Annotated in this window: 25 protein-coding genes and 3 pseudogenes; 17 read left to right on the top strand and 11 right to left on the bottom strand. The window is 69.2% G+C overall.

From position 1 onward, the window contains the following. Positions 1-204: 204 nt before the first annotated feature. Positions 205-696: a CBS domain-containing protein gene (locus ACGFJ2_RS47365; RefSeq protein WP_393479828.1), complete on the top strand. Its 492-nt coding sequence runs from the start codon at positions 205-207 to the stop codon at positions 694-696. A 119-nt stretch (positions 697-815) separates the two neighbouring features. Here the strand turns inward: ACGFJ2_RS47365 and ACGFJ2_RS47360 are convergent. Together ACGFJ2_RS47360 and ACGFJ2_RS47355 are read right to left on the bottom strand one after the other, a co-directional pair. Beyond that, positions 816-914: pseudogene (locus ACGFJ2_RS47360) on the bottom strand (universal stress protein); the annotation flags it as partial. Positions 915-959: 45 nt separating this feature from the next. Then, complete coding sequence (locus tag ACGFJ2_RS47355) at positions 960-1259, bottom strand: hypothetical protein (protein ID WP_393479825.1); 300 nt, start codon at positions 1257-1259, stop codon at positions 960-962. Between ACGFJ2_RS47355 and ACGFJ2_RS47350 the strand changes: the two genes are divergently transcribed. Further along, positions 1215-1406 carry a hypothetical protein gene (locus tag ACGFJ2_RS47350; RefSeq protein WP_393479917.1) on the top strand — a complete coding sequence of 64 codons (192 nt, stop codon included), beginning with the start codon at positions 1215-1217 and terminating at the stop codon, positions 1404-1406. The two genes, ACGFJ2_RS47355 and ACGFJ2_RS47350, sit on opposite strands and share 45 nt — an antisense overlap. A gap of 4 nt (positions 1407-1410) precedes the next feature. On the opposite strand, the gene ACGFJ2_RS47345 is transcribed toward ACGFJ2_RS47350, so the two are convergent. Beyond that, positions 1411-1659, bottom strand: coding sequence for a hypothetical protein (locus tag ACGFJ2_RS47345; protein WP_393479822.1), 249 nt, complete (start codon positions 1657-1659; stop codon positions 1411-1413). Beyond that, positions 1656-1943 carry a hypothetical protein gene (locus ACGFJ2_RS47340; RefSeq protein ID WP_357952171.1) on the bottom strand — a complete coding sequence of 96 codons (288 nt, stop codon included), beginning with the start codon at positions 1941-1943 and terminating at the stop codon, positions 1656-1658. The genes ACGFJ2_RS47345 and ACGFJ2_RS47340 overlap by 4 nt, the downstream gene beginning before the upstream one ends. 455 nt (positions 1944-2398) lie before the next feature. On the opposite strand from ACGFJ2_RS47340, the gene ACGFJ2_RS47335 reads away from it, so the two are divergent. After that, positions 2399-3112 (top strand): CBS domain-containing protein, encoded by a 714-nt coding sequence (locus ACGFJ2_RS47335; protein WP_357952169.1) that lies wholly within the window; start codon positions 2399-2401, stop codon positions 3110-3112. A gap of 296 nt (positions 3113-3408) precedes the next feature. On the opposite strand, the gene ACGFJ2_RS47330 is transcribed toward ACGFJ2_RS47335, so the two are convergent. Beyond that, on the bottom strand, positions 3409-3612 hold the full coding sequence (locus ACGFJ2_RS47330) for a DUF1918 domain-containing protein (RefSeq protein ID WP_225302609.1): 204 nt from the start codon (positions 3610-3612) through the stop codon (positions 3409-3411). Between the two features lie 698 nt (positions 3613-4310). Between ACGFJ2_RS47330 and ACGFJ2_RS47325 the strand changes: the two genes are divergently transcribed. The 5 genes from ACGFJ2_RS47325 to ACGFJ2_RS47305 all read left to right on the top strand — a co-directional run bounded on the left by ACGFJ2_RS47325 (position 4311) and on the right by ACGFJ2_RS47305 (position 8170). Continuing rightward, complete coding sequence (locus ACGFJ2_RS47325; RefSeq protein WP_393479818.1) at positions 4311-6884, top strand: cation-translocating P-type ATPase; 2574 nt, start codon at positions 4311-4313, stop codon at positions 6882-6884. Next, positions 6881-7036 (top strand): dsRBD fold-containing protein, encoded by a 156-nt coding sequence (locus ACGFJ2_RS47320; protein WP_357952167.1) that lies wholly within the window; start codon positions 6881-6883, stop codon positions 7034-7036. Before ACGFJ2_RS47325 ends, ACGFJ2_RS47320 begins: the two co-directional genes overlap by 4 nt. Positions 7037-7215: 179 nt before the next feature. Continuing rightward, entirely contained in the window at positions 7216-7590 is a 375-nt protein-coding gene (locus ACGFJ2_RS47315) for a 2Fe-2S iron-sulfur cluster-binding protein (protein ID WP_357952166.1), read from the top strand. Continuing rightward, positions 7581-7979, top strand: coding sequence for a universal stress protein (locus ACGFJ2_RS47310; protein WP_393479815.1), 399 nt, complete (start codon positions 7581-7583; stop codon positions 7977-7979). The genes ACGFJ2_RS47315 and ACGFJ2_RS47310 overlap by 10 nt, the downstream gene beginning before the upstream one ends. Beyond that, positions 7874-8170, top strand: a complete 297-nt coding sequence (locus tag ACGFJ2_RS47305) for a universal stress protein (protein ID WP_393479812.1) — start codon at positions 7874-7876, stop codon at positions 8168-8170. Before ACGFJ2_RS47310 ends, ACGFJ2_RS47305 begins: the two co-directional genes overlap by 106 nt. Positions 8171-8331: 161 nt before the next feature. Here the strand turns inward: ACGFJ2_RS47305 and ACGFJ2_RS47300 are convergent, their stop codons facing one another. Beyond that, positions 8332-9837, bottom strand: a complete 1506-nt coding sequence (locus tag ACGFJ2_RS47300) for a wax ester/triacylglycerol synthase family O-acyltransferase (RefSeq protein ID WP_393479810.1) — start codon at positions 9835-9837, stop codon at positions 8332-8334. 175 nt (positions 9838-10012) lie between these two features. Beyond that, a complete protein-coding gene (locus tag ACGFJ2_RS47295; protein WP_393479807.1) occupies positions 10013-10513 on the bottom strand; it encodes a hypothetical protein in 501 nt (166 codons plus the stop codon). Between the two features lie 282 nt (positions 10514-10795). On the opposite strand from ACGFJ2_RS47295, the gene ACGFJ2_RS47290 reads away from it, so the two are divergent. Further along, a complete protein-coding gene (locus ACGFJ2_RS47290) occupies positions 10796-11194 on the top strand; it encodes a CBS domain-containing protein (RefSeq protein ID WP_357952163.1) in 399 nt (132 codons plus the stop codon). Further along, positions 11161-11238 (top strand): annotated as a pseudogene (locus tag ACGFJ2_RS47285) (hypothetical protein); the annotation flags it as partial. The gene ACGFJ2_RS47290 and the pseudogene ACGFJ2_RS47285, both read left to right, overlap by 34 nt. An 84-nt stretch (positions 11239-11322) precedes the next feature. Here ACGFJ2_RS47285 and ACGFJ2_RS47280 read toward each other — a convergent pair. Beyond that, entirely contained in the window at positions 11323-11733 is a 411-nt protein-coding gene (locus ACGFJ2_RS47280) for a pyridoxamine 5'-phosphate oxidase family protein (RefSeq protein WP_357952162.1), read from the bottom strand. Positions 11734-12039: 306 nt separating this feature from the next. Between ACGFJ2_RS47280 and ACGFJ2_RS47275 the strand changes: the two genes are divergently transcribed. After that, positions 12040-12681 (top strand): response regulator transcription factor, encoded by a 642-nt coding sequence (locus ACGFJ2_RS47275; protein ID WP_357952161.1) that lies wholly within the window; start codon positions 12040-12042, stop codon positions 12679-12681. A 39-nt stretch (positions 12682-12720) separates the two neighbouring features. On the opposite strand, the pseudogene ACGFJ2_RS47270 reads toward ACGFJ2_RS47275, so the two are convergent. Then, a pseudogene (locus tag ACGFJ2_RS47270) lies at positions 12721-14408 on the bottom strand (GAF domain-containing sensor histidine kinase). Positions 14409-14473: 65 nt separating this feature from the next. Then, a complete protein-coding gene (locus tag ACGFJ2_RS47265) occupies positions 14474-15463 on the bottom strand; it encodes an Acg family FMN-binding oxidoreductase (protein WP_393479804.1) in 990 nt (329 codons plus the stop codon). A gap of 210 nt (positions 15464-15673) precedes the next feature. Between ACGFJ2_RS47265 and ACGFJ2_RS47260 the strand changes: the two genes are divergently transcribed. From ACGFJ2_RS47260 to ACGFJ2_RS47240, 5 genes are all read left to right on the top strand, one after another. Next, positions 15674-15913 (top strand): hypothetical protein, encoded by a 240-nt coding sequence (locus ACGFJ2_RS47260; RefSeq protein ID WP_358199304.1) that lies wholly within the window; start codon positions 15674-15676, stop codon positions 15911-15913. Continuing rightward, positions 15906-18497, top strand: coding sequence for a GNAT family N-acetyltransferase (locus ACGFJ2_RS47255; RefSeq protein WP_393479802.1), 2592 nt, complete (start codon positions 15906-15908; stop codon positions 18495-18497). The genes ACGFJ2_RS47260 and ACGFJ2_RS47255 overlap by 8 nt, the downstream gene beginning before the upstream one ends. 97 nt (positions 18498-18594) lie before the next feature. Next, positions 18595-18783 carry a hypothetical protein gene (locus ACGFJ2_RS47250; protein WP_393479799.1) on the top strand — a complete coding sequence of 63 codons (189 nt, stop codon included), beginning with the start codon at positions 18595-18597 and terminating at the stop codon, positions 18781-18783. A 5-nt stretch (positions 18784-18788) separates the two neighbouring features. Beyond that, positions 18789-19496, top strand: a complete 708-nt coding sequence (locus ACGFJ2_RS47245; protein WP_393479797.1) for a CBS domain-containing protein — start codon at positions 18789-18791, stop codon at positions 19494-19496. A gap of 33 nt (positions 19497-19529) precedes the next feature. Beyond that, positions 19530-21830: a phosphoketolase gene (locus tag ACGFJ2_RS47240; protein ID WP_393479795.1), complete on the top strand. Its 2301-nt coding sequence runs from the start codon at positions 19530-19532 to the stop codon at positions 21828-21830. A gap of 79 nt (positions 21831-21909) precedes the next feature. Here ACGFJ2_RS47240 and ACGFJ2_RS47235 read toward each other — a convergent pair whose 3' ends face one another. After that, the gene (locus ACGFJ2_RS47235; protein ID WP_358200016.1) at positions 21910-22566 is read right to left on the bottom strand and encodes a CBS domain-containing protein; all 657 of its coding nucleotides are present in this window, start codon (positions 22564-22566) and stop codon (positions 21910-21912) included. Between the two features lie 298 nt (positions 22567-22864). Between ACGFJ2_RS47235 and ACGFJ2_RS47230 the strand changes: the two genes are divergently transcribed. Further along, positions 22865-25774, top strand: a complete 2910-nt coding sequence (locus ACGFJ2_RS47230; protein WP_393479792.1) for a pyridoxamine 5'-phosphate oxidase family protein — start codon at positions 22865-22867, stop codon at positions 25772-25774. Positions 25775-26126 lie beyond the last annotated feature (352 nt).

Below are 26126 nucleotides of genomic sequence, written 5' to 3'. Positions count from 1 at the left end.
AGCCGATCTGCGCAACGCCGAGACCATCCATCACGAGGCCGGAGGATGGCGGCCATCGTCCGCGAGCACCACATCGCCCCGACCGGGACCAGTCTCACTGTTCCACCAGGTCCTTTCCCGCGTACTGATCGTCCGGCCCTCGCAGTCAGGACCAACGGCACTCGTCCGGCCGAAGTTCTCCCGCTGTCATGGGAGATCGGAATCGTGTCCGAGGCGGATCTGCTGCCCAAGGAGGAGTTCAAGGAGCAGTACTCCCGAGAGAGCTACCCACCGCCGATCCGGCCCCGCCTCCGGCGGCGTCTGTCTCCGGGCGGCAGGCGGACCATGCAGAAGATCGGCGCGGGCACCACGGCCGAGCTGATGACCGCACCGGCGATCACCATCCGGCCGCAGCACGCCATCGTGTACGCGATGCGACTGATGGACGAGTATGGCGTCGTGTGCCTGCCCGTCGTCGATGACCGGGGGTGCCTGGTCGGCGTCGTCAGCCAGCACGACCTGGTCAAGGTGTTCCTCCGCCCGGACGAGGACATCGCCGACGAGATTCGGGAGGAGCTCGACCACTTGGCCTGGGTGGACACCTCTCATGTCGAGGTGGCGGTGAAGGATGGCGTCATTGCACTGGACGGACGCACAGGCACCGCACCGACGTTTCGCTCATCAACCGTCGCGCGGCCCGAGTCAATGGCGTCGTAGACGTGCGAGACGAGTTGCTGTGGGATGAGGAGGACGCCTGACGGTCCGGCGCGCGCAGGTGTCGAAGGTCGCGGTGCGGCGCTCTGCTCGGCCATGAACCTGGCGAGCCCCGCACCGGGTCACCTCGACGGTTCGTGCATCACCGCGACGGGGCAGGGAGCGTGGCGCCCCATGGCCTGGCTGACGGATCCGAGCAGAGCGCGTCGCAGCCCCCCACGCCTAGTTCGACCCCTCCTCGTGTCCTCCGCTTGACCGCCCTCCTTTCACCGTCTCCCGGACGGGCCGTGTCGCTCGGGGCGTCCCTCGTCTTCAGGGGATTTCGGGCCTCCGGTGTGGAATTGAGCAGGTGCTGGCTGGATTCGAGTGCCGCGGGCGCCGGTCACGACCGCCTCCAGTTCGTCGAGGGCGCCGATGGCCGAGGGTCGTCCGGTGGCGCTGCTGAACGCGCAGACAGCTTTGATCTTCGGCCGCATGGATCCGGCCGCGAACGATCCGGCGTCCAGCTCGTCAGGCGTGGCGTGCACGATGGGATGCTCGCGGGGCGTTCCGTACTCGGCGTACACGCAGGGCACGTCGGTGAGAACGGCCAGCAGGTCGGCCCCGACCTGCTCGGCGAGGAGCGATCGGCGGCGTCCACGCGTACCTGGGTGATGAGCGCGGCCACCTGGGTGTCGGGCAGGCGGCGGCCGACGCTGCGCGCCAGCCAGTAGCCGATCATGCCCTGCGTCTCTGCCACCAGGGTGTCCAGGGGGTAGCCGCGCTCCAGCGTGGGGTCGCGCTCGCTCTCCTCGGCCAGCAGCCCCACCTGGGGCCGTTGCCGTGCACGATGACGACCTGGTGGCGCTCGGCCACGCGCGCTATCTGCTCGGCGGCGGTCGCGACGTTGCGGATCTGCGTCGCGGCGTCGGCGCGTTCGCCGCGGTGCAGCAGCGCGTTCCCGCCGAGCGCGATGACGATCCTCACAACTCCCCTGCCAGGTCGCGCTTGAGCAGTGCTTCGAGTACGGCCTGCGCCGTGGGCAGCCGGTTGGCCGCCTGGTGGAACACCTGGGACGCGGGGCCGTCGATCACCTCCGCCGTGACCTCCTCGCCGCGGTGGGCGGGCAGGCAGTGCAGGAAGATCGCGCCGGGGCCCAGCCGTTGCCGCAGCCGCGGCACCGTACCGACGCGCTCGGCGATGAGCCGCCGCGCCCGCTTCAGGTCGAAGCGGGGTCCGGTATCGAGGATCAGGCACGCGCCGACCTGCACAGGAACGGGACCGACGTCACTGCGAGGTTGAACAGGTCGCCGGCGCCGGCGCGGTCCATATCGGCTTGGGCCGGCATCACGTCCCGGCGTTTCCTCTCCCTCATCGAACCCTCCTCTACCTGTCCGCCTGCACCGCGTGAAACGGCCATTGGCGGTGGCATCCCCCGCGGGTCGCAAGAGCCGGGCGACACTCCCCTCCGATGGTTTCCGGAGCCGCATCCGCGGTCTAGGGACCTTGGGCATGCTCTGATGGGCCCAACCTCACAGAGGGATTCGCCGGCGCAGCCGCGTCCCTCCCTCGGCCTCGTGGGTTGACCGGCAGCAGAGGCGCCGGCCGTGCGCCGACGTGGGACTTTCGGCATTTCCAAAGCAGGCAGGGCCAGGGGCTTTCGCCCCTACGATGGCGCCCGCGGATGGCGATCTCATGGAAGGGAGGATCGGAAGGAGGGTCCACGATGCGGATCACAGTGAGGGATGTCATGACCACCCAGGTCACCTCGGTCATGGCGGACACCTTGTTCAAGGACGTCGCCGAGGTTTTGGTGGCGAAGGGCATAAGCGCCGTGCCCGTGGTGGACGGCGATGAGCAGGTCCTTGGCGTGGTGTCCGAAGGAGACCTGATGCGCAAGGAGGAGTTCCGGGAGCAGTACTACGGCGAAAGCTACCAGCCGCCGCTGTACGCCCGGATGCGCCGGCGGATGACCGGTCAGGTGGAGAATGGGAGAAGGAAGGCCGCAGGGGATACCGCAGCCGACCTGATGACCACGCCCGCAGTGACCGTCACCGCATCCGCCTCGACCTCCAAGGCCGCCCGCATCATGGACGAGTGCGGCGTCAAGCGGCTGATCGTGGTCGATGCCGAGGGAAGGCTGCAAGGCATCGTCAGCAGACGGGACCTGCTCAGGATGTACCTGCGCGACGATGACGAGATCAGGCGGCGCGTCGTCGAAGGCATCCCATCGCCTGCCCGGTGGAACGACCGCGACGGGATCATCGTGGAGGTCCACAACGGCATCGTCACGCTGTCCGGCCACACGGGCAAGCGCAGCGAGGCGGCCACCGCCGTCCGCACGGCCGAAGGGTTGGACGGGATCGTCGACGTCCAGAGAGCTCTCACCTGGCAGGAAGACGACGTCCTGGAACTGCCTGTCATCTGGGATCGTTCGTGAAGCTCTCCTCCGAGACAGCAGCGAGACAGCAGCCGGGACGGATCTACGCCCTGCTCGGCCTCAACGGGCCAAGGTCGGTTAGCTGGTCGAGGCGCCCGTCACCTACCCCGAGCCGACCGTACGGGAGACCTGCGGGTCATCACCCGGCTACGTCGGCCGCCCCTTTCCGCGGACGACCTGATCGAGCGCCTGGCCTTCACTCAGTATGCCGGCCGTCGCGCTCGCTCTGGTTCGGCAGCGGCACGGTGACCTGCCGGTCGAACCTCCCTGGCCGCAGCAGCGCCGCATCCAACGGCTCACCGGCACTGGTCATCGCGCGGCTTGGACCACTCGTGCGTCGCGGCCGGGGAAGACGAGGGTCTCGCGTTCGGTGTCAGCCAGCGGACCAGGTAGGGCGGGGAGCCGTCCAGGTGGTTCACCTTCATGATGAATCCTTCGGGGCGGGTGCTGGTGCCGCGCGTGGCCTCCACGATCAGCCGATCACCCACTGCGGCCTTCATGGCGTTCTCCTCTTCTCCGAGTACAAGACGGTGGTAATCACTCGCCTCCATTTCTGCAGGGTCTGGTCGGTATCCAGCAGGGCCAGAAGTCTCCACAGCGGGGGACCTTCGGCCCTCAGAAGTCTGTCCTGAGGTGCCTGTCGAAAAGGGCACCAGTGACACCAATCTCGTCGAAGCTCACGCCCAGGCCGCCACGGTGCGTTACCTGCACGCATGTGGGCACCTTCCCAACGTCGATGTTCATCAGGCGGCGTGCAGATCGAGCATGAAGGCTGCGGCTAACGCGGGTGCACACGGCCATGCGGCGGCACAGGAGAGGCAGGCGTGCCCCGAACCGCGGGACGTTCCGTTGCGCGGCTGAATGCGCTGACAATGTTGATCTTCGGCCCCCCGGCCGACACGTCCAGCGAGGTGCGCGGCGACCAGATCCTTGTCCACGGCCCCTCGGCATCTGTCCCGTCACGCCGCCGCTCCACCTGCGATCGCCACACACCGTCGACCGCAGTCCTGACCTGCCCTTTCACCTCACGCACTGCTAGATCAGATGAAGACGGGGTACGAGATGCCTGCCATTCGGCCCTGGCCGGATGGGACCTTCGCTTCTGGTTCGACTGCTCATCCCGTGCGACAACAGATAGGGAAATGATGCGGCGCCCCCGATGCGGCCGACCCGAAGACAGCAGGTCAGAGAGGAAGACATGGTGATTCCCGCGCCCGCTGGGTTGTCCGCCGCGGAGGCGGCCGTGCGTCTGGAGCGGGACGGGGCCAACCTGCTCCCGCAGAAGCCGCCCGTTCCGCTGTGGCGGCGGGTGCTCACCCAGCTTCGCGATCCGCTGATCGTCGTCCTGCTCGTGGCGGCGGCGTTGACCATCGTCACGGGCGACTGGCCCGACACCGCCGTCATCCTGCTCGTGGTCGTGGTCAACACCTCCGTCGGGGTCGCGCAGGAGGTGCGCGCCGACCGGGCCATCACGGCGTTGTCACAGCTCACGGCCCCGGTGGCCCGCGTGGTCCGCGACGGATCCCAGGCGCAGGTTCCGGCAGCCGAGGTCGTCGTGGAAGATCTGCTGGTGCTGGCCGAAGGCGACATCATCGTGGCCGACGCCAGAGTGGTGGAGTCGGCGGCGTTGCTCATCGACGAGTCGTCCTTGACCGGCGAGTCGGCGCCGGTGGACAAGGCCGGCGGCGATCCGCTCTCCTCGGGCACCGTCGTGGTGAGAGGGCGTGGCCGGGCGGTGGTCACGGCCGTCGGGGCGGCCAGCGCGAGCGGCCGTATCGCGTCCATGATGGTCAAGGGAGCCAGCCTGACGCCGTTGCAACAGCGGCTCATGGGAGTGGGCCGCCTGCTGGCCGGCGTCACAGTGTCGCTGTCCGCGGTGGTGCTGGCCCTGGGGCTGGTCCGTGGGCAACCGGTCGAGCTGATGGTGGTGACCGCGATCAGCCTGGTGGTCGCGGCCGTGCCCGAGTCGCTGCCCGCCGTCGTGACCTTGAGCCTGGCCTTGGGAGCTCGCCGGATGGCCGCGCGCGACGCGCTCGTACGCAGGCTGTCCGCCGTGGAAACGCTGGGCTCCGTAACGGTGCTCGCCACCGACAAGACCGGGACTCTCACCGAGGGCCGGATGGTCACCCGGCACCTCTGGACCCCCACAGGGGAGGCCACGATCACCGGCTCCGGATACGCACCCGACGGCGAGGTCGTAGCCGACGGCCCGCTCGGCGGAGCGGGCCTCACCGACCTGCTGACGGCGGCCGTCCTGTGCAATGACGCGCGGTTGGCGCCGCCGCGGGAGGCCGGCGAGGAGTGGACGGCGCTGGGCGACCCGACCGAGGCGGCCCTGCTCACCGCCGCCGCCAAGCTCGGCCTGGACCGCAAGGAACTGCAGGGCCGCTTCCCACGCGTCGCCGAGCGCCCCTTCGACAGCGAACGCAAGCGGATGACCACCGGGCACCGCCTACCCGGCGGCGGCGGCCGGGTGATCTGCAAGGGAGCACCCGAAGCGCTGCTCCACCCCCCTGTCCTGATCGACGACCCGGCGCTGCTGGCCCGCGCGGCCGAACGAGCCGAGCAACTCGCCCAGGCCGGATACCGGGTCCTGGCGGTGGCGAGCACCGACCTGGACACCGTCCCGGAAACAGCGCGGGAGAGCGGCTTGTCGCTGCTCGGACTGGTCGCGATCCTGGATCCACCGCGTCCTGCGGCCTCCGCCGCGATCGCCGCCTGCAAACAGGCCGGCATCAGACCACTCCTCATCACCGGCGATCACCCCGGAACCGCTCGCGCCGTCGCCACCGAGCTGGGCATCATCACCGCCGGCGACCCGGTCGTGGACTGCCGAGACCCCTTCGATCAGGCCGGGGCCGGAGTGTATGCCCGGGCCACCCCGGAGCAGAAGCTCGAGATCATCCAGGAACTGCGAGAACGCGGCGAGACCCTCGCCATGACGGGCGACGGCGTCAACGACGGACCGGCGCTACGACGCGCCGACATCGGCGTGGCCATGGGCAGACGCGGCACCGAAGTCGCCCGCCAAGCCGCCGACCTCGTACTCGCCGACGACAACCTGGACACCGTCGTCGCGGCTGTCGAGGAGGGCCGCCGCGTCTACGCCAACATCCGCCGGTTCCTGGTCTACGGCCTCTCGGGCGGCGCCGCCGAGATCGCGGTGATGCTGCTCGGGCCCTTCGCCGGCCTCGCGCTCCCCCTGCTTCCCGCCCAGATCCTGTGGATCAACCTGCTCACCCATGGACTGCCGGGCGTGGCCCTCGGCGGCGAACCGGCCGTGCCCGGCGCCATGACCACCCCACCACGGCCGCCCTCCCAGAGCATCCTGGGCGCCGGGCTGTGGCAGCGCGTGATCCGGATCGCCGTCGTCCTGACCGCCGTCACCCTGGGCGTCGCCCTCTGGGCCCACCAGACGGGACGACCGTGGCAGAGCATGGCCTTCTTCGCCCTCGGCGCCACCCAACTCGGCGTCGCGCTCGGCTCCCGCACCAGGCCCGGCACGTCGGCCAACCCCATGCTGCTACTCGCCGTCGCCGGCGCGTTCGCCCTGCAGCTCGCCGGACTGTACATGCCGCCGCTACGCGAACTGCTCGGCACCGAACCACTGCCCCTGGGCGACCTGCTGATCGTCACCGCGCTGTCCACCCTCGGCTACGCCGCCGTCCGGCTTGATCGGATCCTGCACCGCTCCCGCCCGCCACAGCCCCTCCCACCAGGCGCCCCCGCCCATGCCCACCAGCCCGGCCACAGTGATCAATCCCGCGCGTGACCCGCGACCCGGCCGAGCCCGCCGAGCCCGAGATCGGCGACGAGCTGGCGACCTCACGCGCCCTGGCGGATCTCGCCGAGAGGCTGGCCCTCGTCACGCAGCACGACATTACCGAACTCGCGGATTTGGCCGTGCCGAGCCGCACATGGTGAGCCCGGCCGTCACCGGCGCTAACGGCGGTCCCGCCCCCTTGCGGGCGGACGTCTGGGCGGGCCGCGAGGCTGCGCCGGGTCATGGGTGAGGCCAGCCTGTGTGCCTTCGGGCGGCGCGTACCAGCAGCGGTACGCTGCCTCGCCCGCGCCTACGGCGAACGGCTCGGGGGGTGGGGGCGGTGAGGGTTCAGGTCGAAGGTGTGACCGCCCAGATGGCGGATGACGCCTCGGTGCTCGATGTCGTGCGCGCGGCAGGCATCGAGTTGCCCACGTTGTGCCACGATGATCGTCTGACTTCGGTCGGCTCGTGCCGTACCTGCCTGGTGAGATCCGGCGGAAGGGTAACGAATATTAAAGATGAATATTCGAATGCTGAGTCCTGTTCCGAGAATTCCGATTCACGAACTGCGGACCAGGTCAAGAGCGCGTCCAAGACGGTCTACAGCAAGCGAGATGAGGCCAGGAGTTTCATCGCCATTGGGTCTCATCTCACCGGCTGGGGGAAAGCTTATGCGGCAAAGCCAGAGAATTCCTCCTCCGGAGGGTGGCAGTGAGCGATCGATATGCCGGTCGGCCTATTCTGGTCGGCTACGACGATTCGCCTGAGAGCGGGCAGGCACTGCGCTGGGCAGTCGAAGAGGCGCGGCTGCGGAGGCTCCCCCTACTGGTCTGCCATGTCTGGCACTGGCCATACGCCCTCAGGCCTGTCGCGCCGGAAGTTTTGGCGCAGATCGAGCAGGTCGCCGGCGGCGTGGTGGACGATGGTGTCCGCCGTGCCCGGAACCTGGCTCCGGCCCCTCCCATCACCGGGCAGCCAGGAGATCCGGGTCGTGGTCGGTGGATTCGCACGCGCTGCGCAGGGGAGCCGAGGCTCGCTTCCATGAAGTCGCATCCCAACTGGCGCGCAGACATCCCGACGTACCGGTCACGACGGAATTCGTGATCGAGCGGCCCCAGCGCGCACTGATCGACTCAGCCAAAGATGCGACGCTCCTCGTGCTCGGCAACCGGGGGAACGAGTCACCCAGCTGCCTTCTGCTGGGACCGGTCACCCAGACCGCACTGCTCGAAGCCTGGTGCCCGGTCGTGGTGATCCCCACCGCCAATCTGAGACCGCGACTCCCACCGAGATGAACCGCGCCGGCACGTCGTCCTGCCGACCATGCCCAGGACCCGTAATCGGCTGGTCGCCTACGTCGTCCACGGCGAGCGCGACACCGCCACTGTGCCCCAGATCAGCTTACCGGCGTTGCGGCTCTCGGCGACCGAGGTCGAACATGGATCTCTCCTTCCGGCTACCTCGGCCGGCGGTCCGCCGCCTTCGCCTTCGTGCCGGTCGATGGACGCTTGGCCACCCTTCGCGGCCGGGCACCCTTGGGACGCAGCGGTGTGACCGCCGGCAGGGCGGGGTTTGGGCGGTAAGCGAGGCTCAGCGCTTGGAGTTCGTTCTCGATGGTGCGGGCGAGCGGCTCGACCTCGGGCGCCCCGTCGTAGTCGCCGGTGACGCCGAAAGCGACCTGATCACCGTACGTGCAGATCGACACGCCGGTACGCAGCCGCAAGGCGATCGGGACGTACGGGAGGATCTCCAGCACCCGCCGGCCGAGCAGGTACAGCGGCTCGGGCGGCCCGGGCACGTTGGTGGTGACCGTGACGATGTGGCGCTGCGGCAGGTGCGCGGCCAGCCGCAACCCCCAGGAGATGGGCGGGAACGGCTCGTGCCCGGCCAGTGCGGCCATCGCCTCCGCGACCTGGGCCTGTCCGCTCGCCTTCAACTCGACGAGGTGCTCATGCACGACGCGCAGCCGCTTGACGGGATCGGCCACGTGCACCGGCAGGAACGCCGGCATCAGCGAAACCCGGTTCGCGCGCCCGCCCTCCTCCCCGCGGGCACGTCCCGAGACCGGGACCAGCGAACGCACCGCGCGCGCGTGCGGCTCCTCACCGCGCTGGAGCAGCAGGTGGCGGAAACCGCCGCTGATCGCGGACAGTGCCACGTCGTCGAAGGTGGTGTCCGCCCGTTGGGCGATCTTCTTGACGTCGGTCAGCGACGCGCGGGCCACGGCGTAACGCCGGTACGCACTGATCGGGCCGGTCAGGGTGGAGGCGTTCGCGGGCCGCAGCGCGCCGGTCAGAGCGATCAGACCACGCGCGGTTTCCGCGACGCGCCGGATGGTGGCGCGTGGTGCGGCCAGCGCCCTGCCGATCATGCGCGCCTGTTCGACCGGATTGAGGAGCAGGTCGCGCAGCGCGCCGGCGGCCAGGATCAGAGTGGACGGCTCGGGGTCCGGAGGCCGCACGTCCTGCGGTGGCTCCACCCCGCCTGCGGGCGACCTGTCGAAGATCGCCTGGTTGGGGTGCGTGCCGGACACTCCGTCGGCCAGGCAAGGGTGTACCTTCGACAACAGCGCCCACCGGCCGCCGGACAAGCCTTCGATCACCCAGTACTCCCACAAGGGCCGGGCTCGATCGAGTCGCTGCGACATGATGTCGCCGATCCGCTCGTGGAGCACCGGGTCGTCCCCCGGTGGGGCAAGGGCCACCCGCCGGACGTGATAGGTCAGATCGAACGCGGGGTCGTCCGCCCAGACCGGCGAGCCGAGGTCGAGCGGCACCTGGCGAGCCTTCTGGTGATAGCGCGGCATCAGCCGAAGCCTGGTTCCCATGGCCGTGAGGAACTTCTCCGTGGCGGGCGCAGGTCCTTCGAAGACGACAATCGATGCGGTCGCCAGGGACACCTCGGGTTCCTCGTCTTCGAGATCCAGGAATACCGCATTCAGCGGGCTCATGTGATCGGCCATGACCGTCTCCACCTCTGCACGTGTCGATGTGCCCCCAGCGTCGTCCCGTGCCGGCGCGGCGGTCAGGGCACAAGGTCCCCGGGCGGCCCGCCGTTGTACCCGATCCGTGAGCGGGTAGGTGCCGACACAGTGCGATGCCCGCCCTCGGGCTGGAGGGTGGGCATCGACGGGCCCGCTACTTGAGGTACGGGTTGCGCTGGACGATGGGAAGCTTGCCGAGTCCGAGGGTGGTGCCGGCGCCTGCGAGGGCGAGGCCGACCAGGACGATGGCGTAGACGATGTGTTCGTCCATGAAGGGGTTGTTGGCCAGGGGTAGTTCGGCGGCCCACATGAGGACCAGCATGAGGCTGCCAGTGATGGCGGCGATCCGGAGGCCGACGCCGAGGATGAGTGCGGCGCCGATGCCGAGCAGGCCGAGCATGAACAGCCAGTCCACCCAGGGCTGTCCGGCCAGGCCGGAGAACAAGCCGCCGAGCGCGTTCTCGCCGGTCCCCTTGAGGAAGCCGGTGGTGGGGCTGCCGCCGGAGATCCAGGCGCGGTTGGCCGGGGTGGCGAAGCCCCAGCCGAAGGTCTTGTCCAGAAACGCCCACAGGAAGATCCAGCCGATCGAGATCCGGGCGATCGCCCAGACATAATCGACCGGGCGGGTGGCGCTGTCCCTCGTGTCGACGTTCATGGGGGTTGAACGTGTGGTGGCCATGACGGCCCCCTTTCAGTGCGGATTGGCTGCTCTTCTCACACCTCGATCACACCGTCTCCGGTGATCGGCGGGCAGTGCCGTACGACCCGCCATGGCGGGACTTTCGGCACTTCGTACGGCGACGCCGGTCTCGGGGAGATCCGCACCGTCATCGCAGCGCCCATACGGACCAAGGACCGGGCGCCCCGGGACTTCCGCCCCTATCGGTCCGGAGCGCAAGGCGGTGGGATCGAGACGACATCCGAAGGAGGGTCCATCATGCGGACCACGGTGCAAGACGTCATGACCGCGCAGGTCGTCTCGGTCAACAGCAGAACGTCGTTCAAGGACATCGCCGAGGCGCTCATAACGCACGGCGTCAGCGCCGTGCCGGTGGTTCACGAGAGCAACTACGTCCTCGGCGTCGTGTCCGAGGCGGACCTGCTGTGCAAGGAGGAGTTCCGCGAACAGTATTACGGCGACGCCTACCAACCGCCGCTGCGCGCACGGCTACGTCATCTGATGGCGCAGGAAGGAGGCAGCCTCCGGCGGAAGGCGGTGGGTGACACGGCCGCCGAGCTCATGACATCGCCCGCGAGATCCGCGAAGAGGTTCTGGAGGGCTCGTTGTGCATGGAGACCTCAGGCGTTGCCGTACACGTCGACCGGGGTGTGGTAACACTGAGCGGCTGGATGGACCGACGCGGCGAAACCATGCTCGCGACACGCATGGCCCACCGCGTCAATGGCGTCGTCGACATCATCGACAAGCTGACCGTCGGCGAGCTGCTTGCCGGATCTGGACGGTCAGGCGGGCCGCTGGATGCGCCGGCCGGTGGCCTCCACCGTGGTGATGACGATGAAGTGGTCGGGGCTGCGTGTCCACGGCGTCAGCCGCAGGCTTTCCAGCCGGGCGATCTGTGCAGGATCGTCGGCTACCCGAGCCAGCCCCACGACGGTGACCGACCAGCCCGTGCGCTCCACTGAGTCGAAGTCGTCCACCTCGAAGGCCACAACCGCATGGCGTGTGGCGGCGGCCAGCTTAGAACCGGCCGCCGTGCGGATGACGATGTCCTCCCCGTCCAGGCAGAAGTTGACCGGTTGCACGGCCGGCAGGGCGCTGTCGGTGAAGACGATCCGCCCGATCGGGCGGGTGGGCAGCAGGCGCATGCACTCCTCGTGGGAGAGCACCTGCAGGCCGGCCGAGTCGAGTTTCATACCGTCAGCCTGTCAGCACCCTACCTGACGGGTTAGGGACCAAAGTCCCGTGACGGCTGCCGATCGCCCTCGTCGGTGGCGACCGTAGACCGCCTGACTCGCCTGCCCGGCGAGTACCGGAGTACGCGCGTGGCCTACTCGCACCAGCGCCGCCGCGGCGGCCTGGCACCGAATGCCTCTCGGACGAAAGCCGCCGAACCTGAGAAGGGCTCGGAGGAGCGAACTCGTCATCTCAGGGAAACCGCTGTGCTGAATAGGGGCTTTGGCCCCTTTCTTGTGGTGGGCTGAACTGGTTAGCGTCGGAGCATGATTCGGGTGTTCCTCGTTGACGATCATGAGGTGGTACGGCGGGGCGTGGCCGCCCTGCTGGACGCCGAGGACGACATAGAGGTGATCGGCGAGGCCGGGACCGCGGAGTCGGCGATCGCCCGCATCCCGGCGCTCAAGCCGGACGTGGCGGTGCTGGACGTCCGGCTGCCCGACGGTAACGGCGTGGACGTGTGCCGCGAGGCCCGGTCCAGGCTGCCGCGGCTGGCGTGCCTGATGCTGACCTCCTACGCCGACGACGACGCGTTGTTCGAGGCGGTGATGGCGGGCGCCGCCGGTTATGTGCTCAAGCAGATCCACGGCTCCGACCTGGTCGGCGCGGTGCGTACGGTCGCCTCGGGGCAGTCGCTGCTCGATCCGCAGACCACCGCGGCGATGCTGCACCGGCTTCGGGAGCAGGCCGCCAGGAGGGACCCGCTGGCGGCGCTGTCGGAGCAGGAGCGCAACATCCTCGACCTGATCGGCGAAGGGCTGACGAACCGGCAGATCGGCGAGCGGATGTTCCTGGCCGAGAAGACGGTCAAGAACTACGTGTCCAACCTGCTGTCCAAACTCGACATGCAACGCCGCACCCAGGCGGCGGCGCTGTCGGCACGGCTGCGGGCGGATCGGCGCGACTGACGGGCCTTCGTCCTCAGTGCGACGGCGAATCTGAGCGCATCAGAGAGGAACACTCCAGCGAAGAGCGGTCCCCCCGGCCTCTGGAGAGATGACGTCGAAGGACCCCCCGAGCGCGGTGGCACGCTCCTGCAGGTTGCGCAGGCCGCTTCGCCTGCCACCGGCGGGCAGTCCGACGCCGTTGTCCTGAACGGCCAGCGTGAGAACGTCATCCGCCACTTCGACGGAAACATCAGCTTGGGAGGCCTTGGCGTGGCGGACCAGGTTGGACAGCGCTTCGCGCAGGACGGCCAGCAGATGCTCGGCGACGGGTTCAGGCACGCGGTTGTCGAGCTGGCCCTCCATCAGCAGGCCCGGCATGAAGCCGAGATGGCCACGAGCCGATTCCACCAACTCCACGATCTGCGCGCGCAGGCTCGGCCCGCCCGTCTCGCGCGACCCCTGCAGGGCGAAGATGGTCGAACGGATCTGCCGGATGGTCTCGTCCAGTTCGTCGATCGCATGCCGCATCCGGCTCGACACCTCGGGATTGTCCACCAGCCGGACGGTGCTCATCAGCGTCATCGCGATCGCGAACAGCCGCTGAATGACCACGTCGTGCAGATCCTTGGCGATACGGTCGCGATCTTCGAGCAGGCCGAGGCGTTCGGCGTCCCGGCGGGCTTCGGCCAACTCCAGCGCGATGGCGGCCTGCCCGGCGAACGCCCCCAGCATGCGCAGGTCCGCCGCGCTGAACGGCAACCGGCCCGACCGTTTCGCCACCGCCACCACACCACGTACCTTCTCCCCTACGCCCAAGGGCATCAGCAGTTCGGGGCCGAAGCCCAAATGACGCAACGGTGAGTTCGTCGGTTCAGGTCCTGCGCGGACACCGCCTCGCCACGGGTGTAAACCTGACCGGCCGCGGTGGCCTCCAGATCGAAGGTCAGGCCCGCCACCTGATCGGCGTGCTCGCCATCGACGTACTCCACCACCAGGGACCGGCCACCCGCCTCCGGCATGAGGATCTTCACGAGGTCGGCGTCGCTCATCTGGCGGGCGCGGGCCGCCATCAGGGTGAGCACCTCGTGCGGGTCGGCCCCGGACAGCAGGCTGGTGGTGACCTCGGAGGAGGCCTGCAGCCAGGTCTCGCGCCGCCGGGTCTCCTCGAACAGCCGGGCGTTCTCCACCGCGACACCGGCGGCGGTGGCCAGCGCGATGACGATCGCTTCATCCTCCTCATCGAACTCGCCGCCGCCGCGCTTCTCGGTCAGATACAGGTTGCCGAACACCTCATCGCGCACCCGTACGGGCACGCCGAGAAAGGTGCCCATCGGCGGGTGCCCGGGAGGGAAGCCGTAGGACTCGGGATGATCGGAGATACGGCCGAGGCGCAGCGGCCGGGCATCCTTGATCAGCAGCCCGAGCAGGCCGAGCCCGTGCGGCCAGTGCTCGATGCGAGCGATCTCCTCCTCGCTCAACCCGACCGGGATGAACTGCAGGAGCGTGTTCTCCTGCCCGACCACGCCCAGCGCACCATAACTGGCGTCCACCAACTCGGTCGCGGTCTCTACGATCCGGCGCAGCACCGTCTCCAGATCCAGGTCGCTGCCCACCGACACGACGGCTTCCAGCAGCGCGTGCACCCTGTCGCGGGTGGCCAGCACGGCATTCAGCCGCACCTGCAGCTCGGCCAGCAACTCATCCAGCCGCATATTCGGCATCAACGGGCGATGCTCGCCTTCCATCATAAAGATCAGTGTTACACCGAGACGCGCCCACGACCATCACCCACGGGTCGATAAGCGCTCGGCTCCTACTCCAGCATGTCGGACAGTGGCCGCCGGACGGATTCCTTGTCGTCGAAGGTGATGCCCAGCCGCATGATCATCTGTGGGTACTCCTGCGAGCACAGCTCCTGCCTGAGGAACTCGCGCAGGTGGTACATCTCCAGCGCCTGGGTGTGGAAGGCGGCGCTGACACCGTAGGCGGAGGCGTGCAGAAGGACGCTCTGCAATGCCTGTCCCGTTGCGATCCATTCCTGCCGGGTGTCGCCCGGGGTGGTGAGCAGTGCCACGGCTCCGGTGGCCGTGGAAGCACGCTGATCGGCCTGACTGCCCCAATCATGGCGCCAGGCGTAGTCACGCTGCGGGAAGTCCGGGTCCGTCCGGGCCGCCCGGCGCGGGTAGCCCTCGGCCGGCACCCCGTCCTTGCGGGCACTGCCCGGCGGCCGCGCCCAGCGGATCACCTCCAGGCTGAGCACCCGATCCTGCGACTGCGCCGCCTGCGCCGCCTGGGTGAGCGCCGCGATGATGCCCACCGCGGCCACCGAGCCGACCGGCGTCAGCCTGGCCCCCTCACACCTCGCGTCCTTGACCAGCCCTTCGACCAGCCGCTCAGGCACGGGCAGATCGGTGAACCCCGCCCTGTGAGTCCGGCGCCGCTCGATCTCCCCGCCGAGCGCCCGCGTGTCCTCATCGGCCTCCACCTCCGCTCCCAGCCTGATCGTGGCCAGCAGCGAGGGACGGTCCGGGTCCGGCAGCACACGCACGGACGGCTCATAACCCGCACATCGCAGCGCCGTACGGACGGTGAAAAGGGCGGCCCCGCAACTGATCAGCAACTCCCTGCCGGCACTGTCGCCGATGAGCAGCTTCCTGGCGGTGTCGGCCCGCAAACTGATCTCCTCACCATGCGCGCCGAAAGACCAGGGCTGCGTGTTGTGCACGGAAGGAGCCCAGCGTGCGGCCTGCAACGCCGCCTGGATGGCACGCTCCCGATGCTGTGCCGTATGAGTGACGACCATGACAGCACCTCCACTCGGTGATGACACCAGCGCATCACATCGGCAAGGCGGCCGGGCAGGGCCGAAGGTCCCGCCCCATTAGAGGCATCAGCCCTCGTTGAACGCTCGCCGCGGACCCGATGGCCGGGACCTTCGGCACGAAGGCCGAGGCCGTACGGCACTGCCGGAGGGCGCGGCACCTGCGGCAGCGTGGGTGGCGGGAGGTGCGTCGTGTCCCCATCACTCGCCGCCGAACTCGGCGTCAGGCGGCTGCTCATCGCAGCCGGTCAGGCGCCTTCCGTGCACAACACCCAGCCGTGGCGCTTCGCCGTGTCCGGTGAGGAGATCAGTTTGCCGCGGCGCTCACCACTCCCGGCGATCGACCGCTCGATCATCCGACTCGCTTATGGCCCGTACGGGGCCCGTCCACCGCGTCGCCCGGCCGGCGAACTGGAGACCCACCATGCCTGACGGCTATGACGTGCTGTTGCGTGACGGCGGCATCGCCCACGTGCGCCCACTTCTCCCCGCCGACCGCCAAGCCCTGCACAGGCTGGTGGACCGCTCCTCAGAACGGTCGGCCTACCTGCGTTTCTTCACCGGCGGCCGCAACACCGCCCACTCCTATATGGACCGCATCACCGCGGAGAAGTACGGCGGTCACGCGCTGGTGGCCACCATGCGAGGGCGGCTGGTCGCCGTCGCCGAATACATCCCCGCCCGGGACGGCAGCGCCGACCTGGCGATCCTCCTGGACGACGCCGTACACGGCCACGGGCTCGGCACGCTGCTGCTGGAGCACGTGGCTCTGGAGGCGGGCGGTCATGGCGTACGCGAACTGGTGGCCGACGTGCTCGCCGAGAACCGGCCGATGATCAATGTCCTGCGCGATCTCGGCCTGGACATGACGCGGCACTGCGATGGCGGCACGCTGCACCTCAGCATCGCCTCACGACCGACGGCACGGTTGGCGGCGGGCGTCGAGGCGCGTGATCACGAGGCCGAGCGGGCCTCGCTGACCCGCGTGCTGGAACCGCGGTCCGTGGCGGTGATCGGCGCCGGGCGCGACCCGTCAGGCGTGGGACACCGGGTGCTGCGCAACCTGATCGACGGCGGCTTCGGCGGGCCGCTCTTCCCGGTCAACCCCAACGCGGCCGTGGTGGCCGGGTTGACCTGCCACGCGAGGGTTCCCGATGGCGTAGATCTGGCCGTCGTGGCCGTTCCCGCCAGGCATGTGTTGGAGGTGGCCCGTGACTGCGCCGAGGCGGGAGTGGCCGGGCTCGTCGTGCTGACGTCCGGGTTCGCCGAAAGCGGGCAGGGCGACGTGGAGGCGGACCTGCTGAAGATCTGCCGCACCGGCGGGATGCGGCTGGTCGGCCCGAACTGCCTGGGCATCGTCAACACCGCCGTCCGCCTCAATGCCAGCTTCCTGCCGCGCTCCCCCGCCGCCGGCCGCGTCGCGCTGATGTCGCAATCGGGTGCGGTGGGCGCCGCGCTGCTGGAACGGCTGGAGGTCTCGTCGTTCGTCTCGGTCGGCAACAAGGCCGACGTCAGCGGCAACGACCTGCTGGAGTACTGGGAGGACGACGAGCACACCGACGTGATCGCGCTCTACCTGGAGTCGTTCGGCAACCCGCGCAAGTTCGCCCGCATCGCCCGCCGCGTCGCGGCCAAGAAGCCGATCCTGCTGGTCAAGAGCGGCCGCTCGGGCGCGGGCGACCGGGCTGTCCGCTCGCACACCGCGGCGGCGGCCACTCCGGACGTGGCGGTGGACGCGCTCGCCCGCGCCTGCGGGGTGATCAGGCTCGACAGCGTGCGCGACCTGATCGACACCGCCCGGCTGCTGGCCTGCCAGCCCCTCCCCAAGGGTCGCCGCGTGGCGATCGTCGGCAACTCCGGCGGGCCGGAGGCGATGGCCGCCGACGCCTGCGAGCGGCACGGTCTGGTCGTACCCGAGCTGCCCTCTGGGCTGCTGGCGGCCCGCACCGCCGCCGCGCTCGGCAATCCCGTGGACCTCACCGCCGACGCGACCGCCGACGAGATCGGTGGAGCTGTCAAAGCGCTCGTCGAGGCTTCCGACGTGGACGTGGTGCTCATCATCTACACCCCGCCGTTCGGCTCCGGTCTGGAGGAGACCCGTCAGGCCATCGCCGCCGCGACCAAGGACGCCGCCACAACCGTGCTGGCCTGCGTCGTCGGCCATGACGGGCTGATCGACGGCCGGGTTCCCGCCTACGTGTTCCCGGAGCAGGCCGTCGGGGCGCTCGCCCACGTAGTGCGCTACGCCGAATGGCGGGCGCGCCCGGCCGTGCCCGCCGCCGAACCTCCGTCCGTCGACACCGCCGCCGCACGGCAGATCGTCCACGCCGAGCTGGCCCTGGCCCCGGACGGCCGCTGGCTCTCCCCCACAGCCGCTCTCCGGCTGCTCGCCTGCTACGGCCTGAGCCTGGTGGAGTCCGCGGATGTGAGCGGGCCGGATGACGCCGCCGAGGCCGCCGTCCGTCTCGGGCTGCCGGCCGTACTCAAGGCCGCAGGTCCCGTGCACAAGAGCGACGTCGGCGGCGTCCGCCTGAACCTGCGGACAGCCGAGGAGGTACGGCAGGCGTATCACGAAATGTCGTCACGCATCGGCTCGGAGATGACCGGCGCGGTCCTCCAGCCGATGCTGCCCGGCGGGGTCGAGATCATCATCGGCGGCGTCAACTACCCTGCGTTCGGGCCGCTGGCCATGGTCGGGATGGGCGGTGTGACAGCGGAGCTGCTGGCCGACCGCGCCTTCCGGGTCCCCCCGGTCACCGACGCCGCCGAAATGATCGAGGAGCTGCGCTGCTCGCCGCTGCTGCACGGCTACCGCGGCTCGCCGCTCGTCCGGGTGGATGCCCTGGCCGACCAGCTCGTACGGGTGAGCAAGCTGCTCGAAGACCTGCCCGAGGTGGCCGAGCTCGACCTGAACCCGGTCATCGTCACGGCCGACCGCGTCACGACGGTGGACGTGCGGATCAGGATCGCGCCCTGCGCTCCGCCGCAGTCTCCGCTGCTGCGCCGCCTGCGCTGACCAACGACCACCCCGTTCGGGACTTACGGCCCTACCAGGCGCACTGCCGCAGGGCTGTGCTGAAGGTATGACAGCAGCGGACGAGAAGGGCTGAGCCGTGAAGCGCAGGACCGTCGCCGACGTGATGACCGCCAAGGTCGTCACCGTTGCCGCCGGTGACATCGCCGCCGAGGTGCGCGAGGACATCCTCGACCGAGGGCTGTGGGTGGACACCTCCGCCGACCACATCGCCGACGTGCTCGCCCGCACTGTGCCCGGCATCGTCCGGGTCAGACACCTGAGGTGATCGCCATGAGAACGACCGTCGCGGACGTGATGACCACCGACGTCACCGCCGTCAACCACAAAGCCTCCTTCCGCACCGTCGCCGACCTGCTCATCAGCAAAGCCGTCAGCGGCGTGCCCGTACTCGACGACGACAACCACGTGCTCGGCGTCGTATCCGAGGCCGACCTGCTGGCCAAGGAGGAATTCAAAGAGCTCTACTACGACGACGCCTACCGGCCGCCACTACGCGCCCGCATCCGCCACGCCATGGGCAGCGAGGGCACCGGCTCCTACAAGGCGCTCGGCGAGACCGCCGGCGAGCTGATGACCGCGTCCGCCCACGTCACCACACCCGGCTCCCCCGTCGTGGCGGCCGCCCGGCTGATGGACCGCTATGGCGTCAAGCGCCTGCCCGTCGTCGACGCGGACGGCAGGCTAGTCGGCATCGTCAGCCGCCGTGACCTGCTCAAGGTCTTCCTCCGCGCCGACGAGGAGATCCGGGCGCTGGTACTGGCCGGGATCCCGACCAGCGCCATGTGGACCGACCCAAAGGGCCTGGACGTCGAGGTGACCGAAGGCGTCGTCACCCTGAACGGGATCGTCAGCAGGCACACCGAAGCCATCGCCGCCGTCCGCATGGCCGAGAGCATCGACGGCGTCGTCGCCGTCCACGACGAGCTCACCTGGAAGCACGACGACGTCATCGAAGTCCCGATGTGGGGCGGCGCCTGATCGGCGTCGATCTCACTGACGTAAGGAGCACTGATGGATGTACTCAGTCAGGTCGATGCGTACTGGCGCGCGGCGAACTACCTGTCGGTGGGCCAGATATACCTGCTGGACAATCCGCTGCTGACGGAGCGGCTGCTCCCTGAGCACATCAAACCGCGCCTGCTGGGTCATTGGGGCACCACACCGGGCCTGAACTTCTGCTTCGCCCACCTCAACCGGATCATCCGCGAACGCGACCAGGACATGATCTACATCGCCGGCCCCGGCCACGGCGGCCCCGCAGCAGTAGCGCACGCCTGGCTGGAGGGCACCTACTCCGAGCGCTACCCGGACATCTCCCAGGACGCGGCCGGGATGCAACGGCTGTTCCGGCAGTTCTCCTTCCCCGGCGGCATCCCGAGCCATGTCGCGCCGGAGACACCCGGCTCCATCCACGAGGGCGGCGAGCTGGGCTACTCCCTCGCGCACGCCTACGGAGCCGCCTTCGACAACCCCGAACTGGTCGTGGCCTGCGTCATCGGCGACGGCGAGGCCGAGACCGGACCACTGGCCGCGAGCTGGCATTCCAACAAGTTCCTCGACCCGGCCCATGACGGCGTGGTGCTGCCGATCCTCCACCTGAACGGCTACAAGATCGCCAACCCGACCGTCCTGGCCAGGATCCCGGAGAACGACCTGCTCAAGCTCATGGAGGGGTACGGCTACCGGCCGCATATCGTCGGCCCCGACCACCAGGAGATGGCCGACACCCTCGACACCGTCTTCGACCAGATCGCCGAGTACAAACAGCGCCGTTCCGACCGGCTCCCCATGATCATCCTGCGCACGCCCAAGGGCTGGACCGGGCCCCGCGTCGTGGACGGCCTGCCGGTGGAGGGCACCTGGCGCGCCCATCAGGTGCCGCTGGCCAAGGTACGGGAGAACCCCGAGCACCTGGCGATGCTGGAGGAATGGATGCGCTCCTACCGGCCCGAGGAACTGTTCGACGACGACGGCCGGCCAGTGGCCTCCATCCGGGAGACGGTGCCGCCGGGAGATCGCCGGATGAGTGCCAGCCCCCATACCAATGGCGGTGCACTGCTCGAACCTCTCAGGCTGCCGGACTTCCGCGAGCACGCGGTGGAAGTCAAGTCGCCCGCGACCCAGTTCAGCGAACCCACCCGAGTGCTGGGCGGGCTGCTGCGTGATGTGATCGCCGCCAATCCGCGTACCTTCCGGCTGATGGGCCCGGACGAGACCGCGTCCAATCGCCTGTCGGCCGTGTTCGAGGCCACCGACCGGGCCTGGAACGCCCGCCTCGAGCCGACCGACGAGAACCTGGCCCCCGGCGGCCGGGTGATGGAGGTGCTGAGCGAGCACCTGTGCCAGGGGTGGCTGGAGGGCTACCTGCTGACCGGGCGGCACGGCCTGTTCAACTGCTACGAGGCGTTCATCCACATCATCGACGCGATGTTCAACCAGCACGCCAAGTGGCTGGAAACAGCGAAAGGCATCCCGTGGCGCCTGCCGGTGGCATCGCTGAACTACCTGCTGTCCTCGCACGTCTGGCGCCAGGACCACAACGGCTTCTCCCACCAGGACCCCGGCTTCCTCGACGTCGTGATCAACAAGAAGGCCAGCGTGGTGCGCGTCTACCTGCCCCCGGACGCCAACACCCTGCTGTCGGTCGGCGACCACTGCCTGCGCTCGCGCGACTACGTCAACGTCATCGTGGCCGGCAAGCAGCCGATCCTCGACCTGTTCACCATGAACGAGGCCATCGCCCACTGCACCCGCGGCCTGGGCATCCTGCCCTGGGCCTCCACCGACGAGGGCACCGATCCCGACGTGGTGCTGGCCTGCGCCGGTGACATCCCCACCCTGGAAACCCTGGCCGCCGCCGCCCTGCTCCGCGAGCACCTGCCCGAACTACGCGTCCGCGTGATCAACGTGGTCGACCTGATGCGCCTGCAACCACCCTCAGAACACCCGCACGGCCTGCCGGACAACGAATACGACACCCTGTTCACCACCGACAAGCCGGTCATCTTCAACTTCCACGGCTATCCCTCACTCATCCACCGCCTCACCTACCGCCGCCACGGCCACGCCCACCTGCACGTACGCGGCTACAAGGAGGAAGGCACCACCACCACACCCTTCGACATGGCCATGCTCAACGACATCGACCGCTACCACCTGGTCACCGATGTGATCGACCGCACCCCGGGGCTCGGCAGCAGTGCGGCTCACCTCCGCCAGTTGATGACGGACACGCGCCTGCGCGCCCGCGCCCACACGCGTGAACACGGCGAGGACGCGCCCGAAATCAGCGAGTGGACGTGGCCGGCCTGATACCCAGCCGCCCAATGCCCGCCACCGTTCCAGCTGGTGGCGGGCACCTCCGTGGTCGAATCCAGCCTCATGAGAGGTCTCAGAGCAGGGACGGCACGACGATGAGGTCTTCCTTGTCGAAGGTCAGTTCGCTGACGACGTCTACGACGCCCTCCACACCGCGGATCGACTCCACGAGGGCAGTGGCCTGGGAGTTCCACTCGACCCTGCCACCGAGCGTCACGACGCCCTTGTCGAGCTCGATCGAGAACGCCTCGCGGTCAGGCAGCAGCGCGGTGATGTCCGCCATCAGGTCGACGGCCGGACGGGTGAAGACCCGCAGTACGTCACGCTGATGCAGCGTGCCGATGATGCGCCCGGTGACCGGGTCGATCACGGGCAGTTGCTTGACGCGCTTGTCGTGCATGAGCCGCGCCGCGTCGCGGACGGACGCGCCGGGCGTGACGGTGATCGCCGGAGTGGTCATGAGCTCTTCCGCTTTGATGCCCGCGGCCTTGTGGTGTTCCTGGCGCTGATGGCGCGACTCGAAGATCGAGACGCTGTGCCGTACGGTGTCGGTCTCCTTCAGCAGCAGATCTTCTTCGGAGACCACGCCCACAGGCCGCCGGTCGGCGTCGATCACGGTGACCGCGCCGACGGCATACCGCTTCATCGCCCCCACGATCTCGGCGAACGGCGCGTCTTCGAGGACGGCGATGGCCACGCGTCCCATGACGTCCTTGACCTCGATTGTCATCGTTCTCACCTCTCCTTCACCTCCCAGGGTCCGCTCCAGCGGCGAAGGTCGGTAGCGGCGAACGTCCCACATCGCCGAGGGCCTAGGTCCTGACCTGCGGCGTCACCTCGACAGCGGGCTGGCGGTCGTGTTCCGTCCGACCTCGCCACGGGTAGCGTCCTGACATGGGTTGTTCGAAGCGCTCCTCGCGGCCAAGGGCGGGGGGTTCCAGTCGGCTCGGGCTCCAGTTGTGCGTGCTCCGCCCTCCCGGCGGTGAGGATCCGGTCGGCGGCGTGCCCGGTCTGTCCGCGAGCCGGTCATGAACCCATGGGTCCTGTCCTACGAGGGCTTCGACCCCGCCTCCGAGAGGCTGCGCGAGGCGCTGTGCACGCTGGGCAACGGCCGGTTCGCCACGCGCGGCGCGACCCCTGACGGCGAGCTGCGCACACCGGGCACCTACGTCGCGGGCTGCTACGACCGCCTGGACTCCACCGTCGCAGGGCAGAGGGTGACCAACGAGGACCTGGTCAACCTCCCCGACTGGCTGCCACTCACCTTCGCCACCCAGGGGTCGGACTGGTTCCGCCCAGAGCGGGCCGACCTGCTGGACTACCGCCAGAAACTGGACATGCGGCACGGGATCCTTTACCGGGCGCTGCGCTGGCGCGACGGCTCAGGCCGCGTCACCGCGATACGGCAACGCCGCCTGGTGTCCATGGCCGACCCGCGCCTGGCCGCCCTGGAAACCACCTTCACGGCCGAGAACTGGTCGGGCCCGCTCCGCGTCCGCGCCACCCTGGACGGCAGGGTCACCAACAGCGGCGTGGCCCGCTACCGCGAGCTGCGCGGCGACCACCTCACCGGTCATGACACCGGCGACCAGAACGGCCTCACCTGGCTGACCGCCGTCACCCGCTCCTCCCAGATCACCGTGGCGCTCGCCTCCCGTACCGACGCCGCCTTCCCCGCCCGCGAGATGATCCGCGAAGGGGGCCGGATCGGCACGGACCATGTGCTCGACCTCGCGCAGGGCGAACCCGCCACACTGACCAAGACCGTGGCCCTGGTGACCTCGCGCGACTCCGCCATCCGCGATGCCCGCTCCACGGCGATCCGAGCCGTACGGATGGCTCGGCCATTCGACGCGCTGGCGGCGCCACACGCGGCGGCCTGGGAGCGGCTGTGGCAACGCGCCCGGGTCGAGATGGACGCCCCGGATCTGGCGCAGATCGTTCACCTGCATGTCTTCCACCTGCTGCAGACTCTCTCCCCGCACACCGCGGACCTGGACGTGGGCGTGCCCGCCCGCGGGCTGCACGGCGAGGCCTACCGGGGACACGTGTTCTGGGACGAACTGTTCGTCCTGCCCTGGCTGAACCTGCGTTTCCCCGAGACCTCGCTCGCCCTGCTCCGCTATCGGTACCGGCGGCTGCCCGAGGCTCGCGCTGCGGCCCGGGACGCCGGGTATGACGGGGCGATGTTCCCTTGGCAGAGCGGCAGCGACGGACGCGAAGAGACCCCGATGTCGCACCTCAACCCCGCCTCGGGACGCTGGCTGCCCGATGGCTCTCACTTGCAGCGGCACGTGGGGCTGGCCATCGCCTACAACGTGTGGCAGTACTACCTGGCGACCGGCTCGATGCCACTCTGGTGTGCGGAGCTGCTCATGGAGATCGCCAGGTTCTTCGCCTCGCTGACCGTACTCGACCCCGCATCGGGACGGTACGAGATCCGCGGCGTCATGGGACCCGACGAGTATCACGAGCGCTACCCGGGTGCTTCCTCACCCGGCCTGGCCAACAATGCCTACACCAACGTCATGACCGTGTGGCTGCTGCTGCGCGCCCGGGACACCCTGGACCTGCTGCCCGAACCCACGGCCTCCGCGCGGGAACGGGCCCGCTGGGACGACATCACCCGGCGCATGCGGGTCGACTTCCACGACGGCGTGATCAGCCAGTTCACCGGCTACGCCGACCTGCTGGAGCTGGACTGGGCCCGCTACCGCGGTGTGCGCCGCCTCGACCGGGCCCTGGAGGCCGACGGCGACGACGTCAACCGCTACAGGGCGGCCAAGCAGGCCGACACGCTCATGCTGTGCTACCTGCTCACCTCCGACGAGTTGGTCGGGATTCTGAATCGGCTGGGCTATCCGGTGGAACCTGGCCTGATCCCCCGCATGGTGGGCTACTACCTCGACCGCACCAGCCACGGCTCCACGCTGAGCGCCGTCGTACACGCCTGGGTACTCTCCCGCTCCGACCGGGCCCGCTCCTGGCAGTACTTCGCCGAGGCGCTGTTCGGCGACATCAAGGACGTCCAGCACGGCACCACGGCCGAGGGCATCCACCTCGGCGCCATGGCCGGCACGCTCGACCTCCTGGAGCGCTGCTACCTGGGCCTGGAGATCCACCGCGACGGCCTGCACCTCAACCCACTGCTTCCCGACCGGCTCGGTGTGCTGTCCATGCCGATCCGCTTCCGCGGCTCCGAGCTCTTCATCGACGCCGACCACCGGCAGGCACGCATCAACGGCGTGGCAGGACCGACCTTCACCAGCGAACAAGGAGACACGATCATGGCAGCCACCGGCGACCTCGGACGTCGCATCGCCCATCACCGCGAACGACTCGGTCTGACCGTCGAACAGGTCGCCGAACGCGCGGACATTTCACCCGGCTACCTGCAATACCTGGAAGAGCAGCCCGGCACGCCCACCGCCGAAGCCATATACCGCCTGGCCGGAGCCTTGGAGACCACCACCGAAGACCTCCTCGGCGGCGGCGTCGATCGGCCTCCCGGCCGCGGCCGCGCCAAGGCGGCTCCCACGCTGGAGAGCCTGGACCGCGACGAATGCCTCAAGCTGATCGAGCCCGGCGGCATCGGCCGGGTGGCCTTCAACGGCTCCCACGGCCCGACCGTACTGCCCGTCAACTACAAGCTGCACCACGGCTCCATCGTCTTCCGCACCGCATCCGGCGGCCCCATGGACCAGGACCTGCGCACCGGCCTTGAAGGCGTGGAGATCAAGGTCGGCTTCGAGGTGGACCGGATCGACGAGGCCCAGCGCGAGGGATGGAGCGTCCTCATCCAGGGCCCCGCCCATCACATATCCCCCGACGAACTGCCGGAGATCGCCGACGTCACGCCGTGGGCGGGCGGCGAGCGCCACCTGTACGTCCGCATCGTCCCGCACCAGATCACGGGCCGCCGCATCCACCACCTCTGACAGTCATGCTCTAGGGGCGAACGTCCTCTTCCCGGAGGCGTAGAACAACCCGTCTTCACGGGTCCTCCGGTCCCCGCGGAGAGGACTGGCGCATCTGCTCGGGCGCCGGGGGGCGCGGCAGAGTTGGCAGCACGCCAACGACATGCCAGAGGAGCTGACGGAGATGCGGACCACCCAGATCACCATGCGCCCGAAGCCGGCACGACCTCGACCCGAGATCGACCGCCGTACTCCGTCCGGGCGACCCCTCCCGTTCCAGACGCCGCGAGCCCGAGTCAGACGTCCTCGACAGGCTGTACGAAGACACCGCCCGCGTGCAGGGGAAGGCGCCCGCTGGGTCCTAGCCGACCAA

It is taken from the genome of Nonomuraea sp. NPDC049028, assembly GCF_043197735.1.
In the GTDB taxonomy this organism is placed as follows: domain Bacteria; phylum Actinomycetota; class Actinomycetes; order Streptosporangiales; family Streptosporangiaceae; genus Nonomuraea.
Note: the sequence above shows the minus strand (reverse complement) of the source record. Positions and strands in the feature narration are given on the sequence as shown.

What these genes read in the sequence shown, in the direction of transcription:
- ACGFJ2_RS47335 (WP_357952169.1), top strand. Translation starts at nt 2,399, where the DNA reads ATGCGGATCACAGTGAGGGATGTCATGACCACCCAGGTCACCTCGGTC.
- ACGFJ2_RS47330 (WP_225302609.1), bottom strand. Translation starts at nt 3,612, where the DNA reads ATGAAGGCCGCAGTGGGTGATCGGCTGATCGTGGAGGCCACGCGCGGC.
- ACGFJ2_RS47325 (WP_393479818.1), top strand. Translation starts at nt 4,311, where the DNA reads ATGGTGATTCCCGCGCCCGCTGGGTTGTCCGCCGCGGAGGCGGCCGTG.
- ACGFJ2_RS47300 (WP_393479810.1), bottom strand. Translation starts at nt 9,837, where the DNA reads ATGGCCGATCACATGAGCCCGCTGAATGCGGTATTCCTGGATCTCGAA.
- ACGFJ2_RS47295 (WP_393479807.1), bottom strand. Translation starts at nt 10,513, where the DNA reads ATGAACGTCGACACGAGGGACAGCGCCACCCGCCCGGTCGATTATGTC.
- ACGFJ2_RS47290 (WP_357952163.1), top strand. Translation starts at nt 10,796, where the DNA reads ATGCGGACCACGGTGCAAGACGTCATGACCGCGCAGGTCGTCTCGGTC.
- ACGFJ2_RS47280 (WP_357952162.1), bottom strand. Translation starts at nt 11,733, where the DNA reads ATGAAACTCGACTCGGCCGGCCTGCAGGTGCTCTCCCACGAGGAGTGC.
- ACGFJ2_RS47275 (WP_357952161.1), top strand. Translation starts at nt 12,040, where the DNA reads ATGATTCGGGTGTTCCTCGTTGACGATCATGAGGTGGTACGGCGGGGC.
- ACGFJ2_RS47265 (WP_393479804.1), bottom strand. Translation starts at nt 15,463, where the DNA reads ATGGTCGTCACTCATACGGCACAGCATCGGGAGCGTGCCATCCAGGCG.
- ACGFJ2_RS47255 (WP_393479802.1), top strand. Translation starts at nt 15,906, where the DNA reads ATGCCTGACGGCTATGACGTGCTGTTGCGTGACGGCGGCATCGCCCAC.
- ACGFJ2_RS47245 (WP_393479797.1), top strand. Translation starts at nt 18,789, where the DNA reads ATGAGAACGACCGTCGCGGACGTGATGACCACCGACGTCACCGCCGTC.
- ACGFJ2_RS47240 (WP_393479795.1), top strand. Translation starts at nt 19,530, where the DNA reads ATGGATGTACTCAGTCAGGTCGATGCGTACTGGCGCGCGGCGAACTAC.
- ACGFJ2_RS47235 (WP_358200016.1), bottom strand. Translation starts at nt 22,566, where the DNA reads ATGACAATCGAGGTCAAGGACGTCATGGGACGCGTGGCCATCGCCGTC.
- ACGFJ2_RS47230 (WP_393479792.1), top strand. Translation starts at nt 22,865, where the DNA reads ATGAACCCATGGGTCCTGTCCTACGAGGGCTTCGACCCCGCCTCCGAG.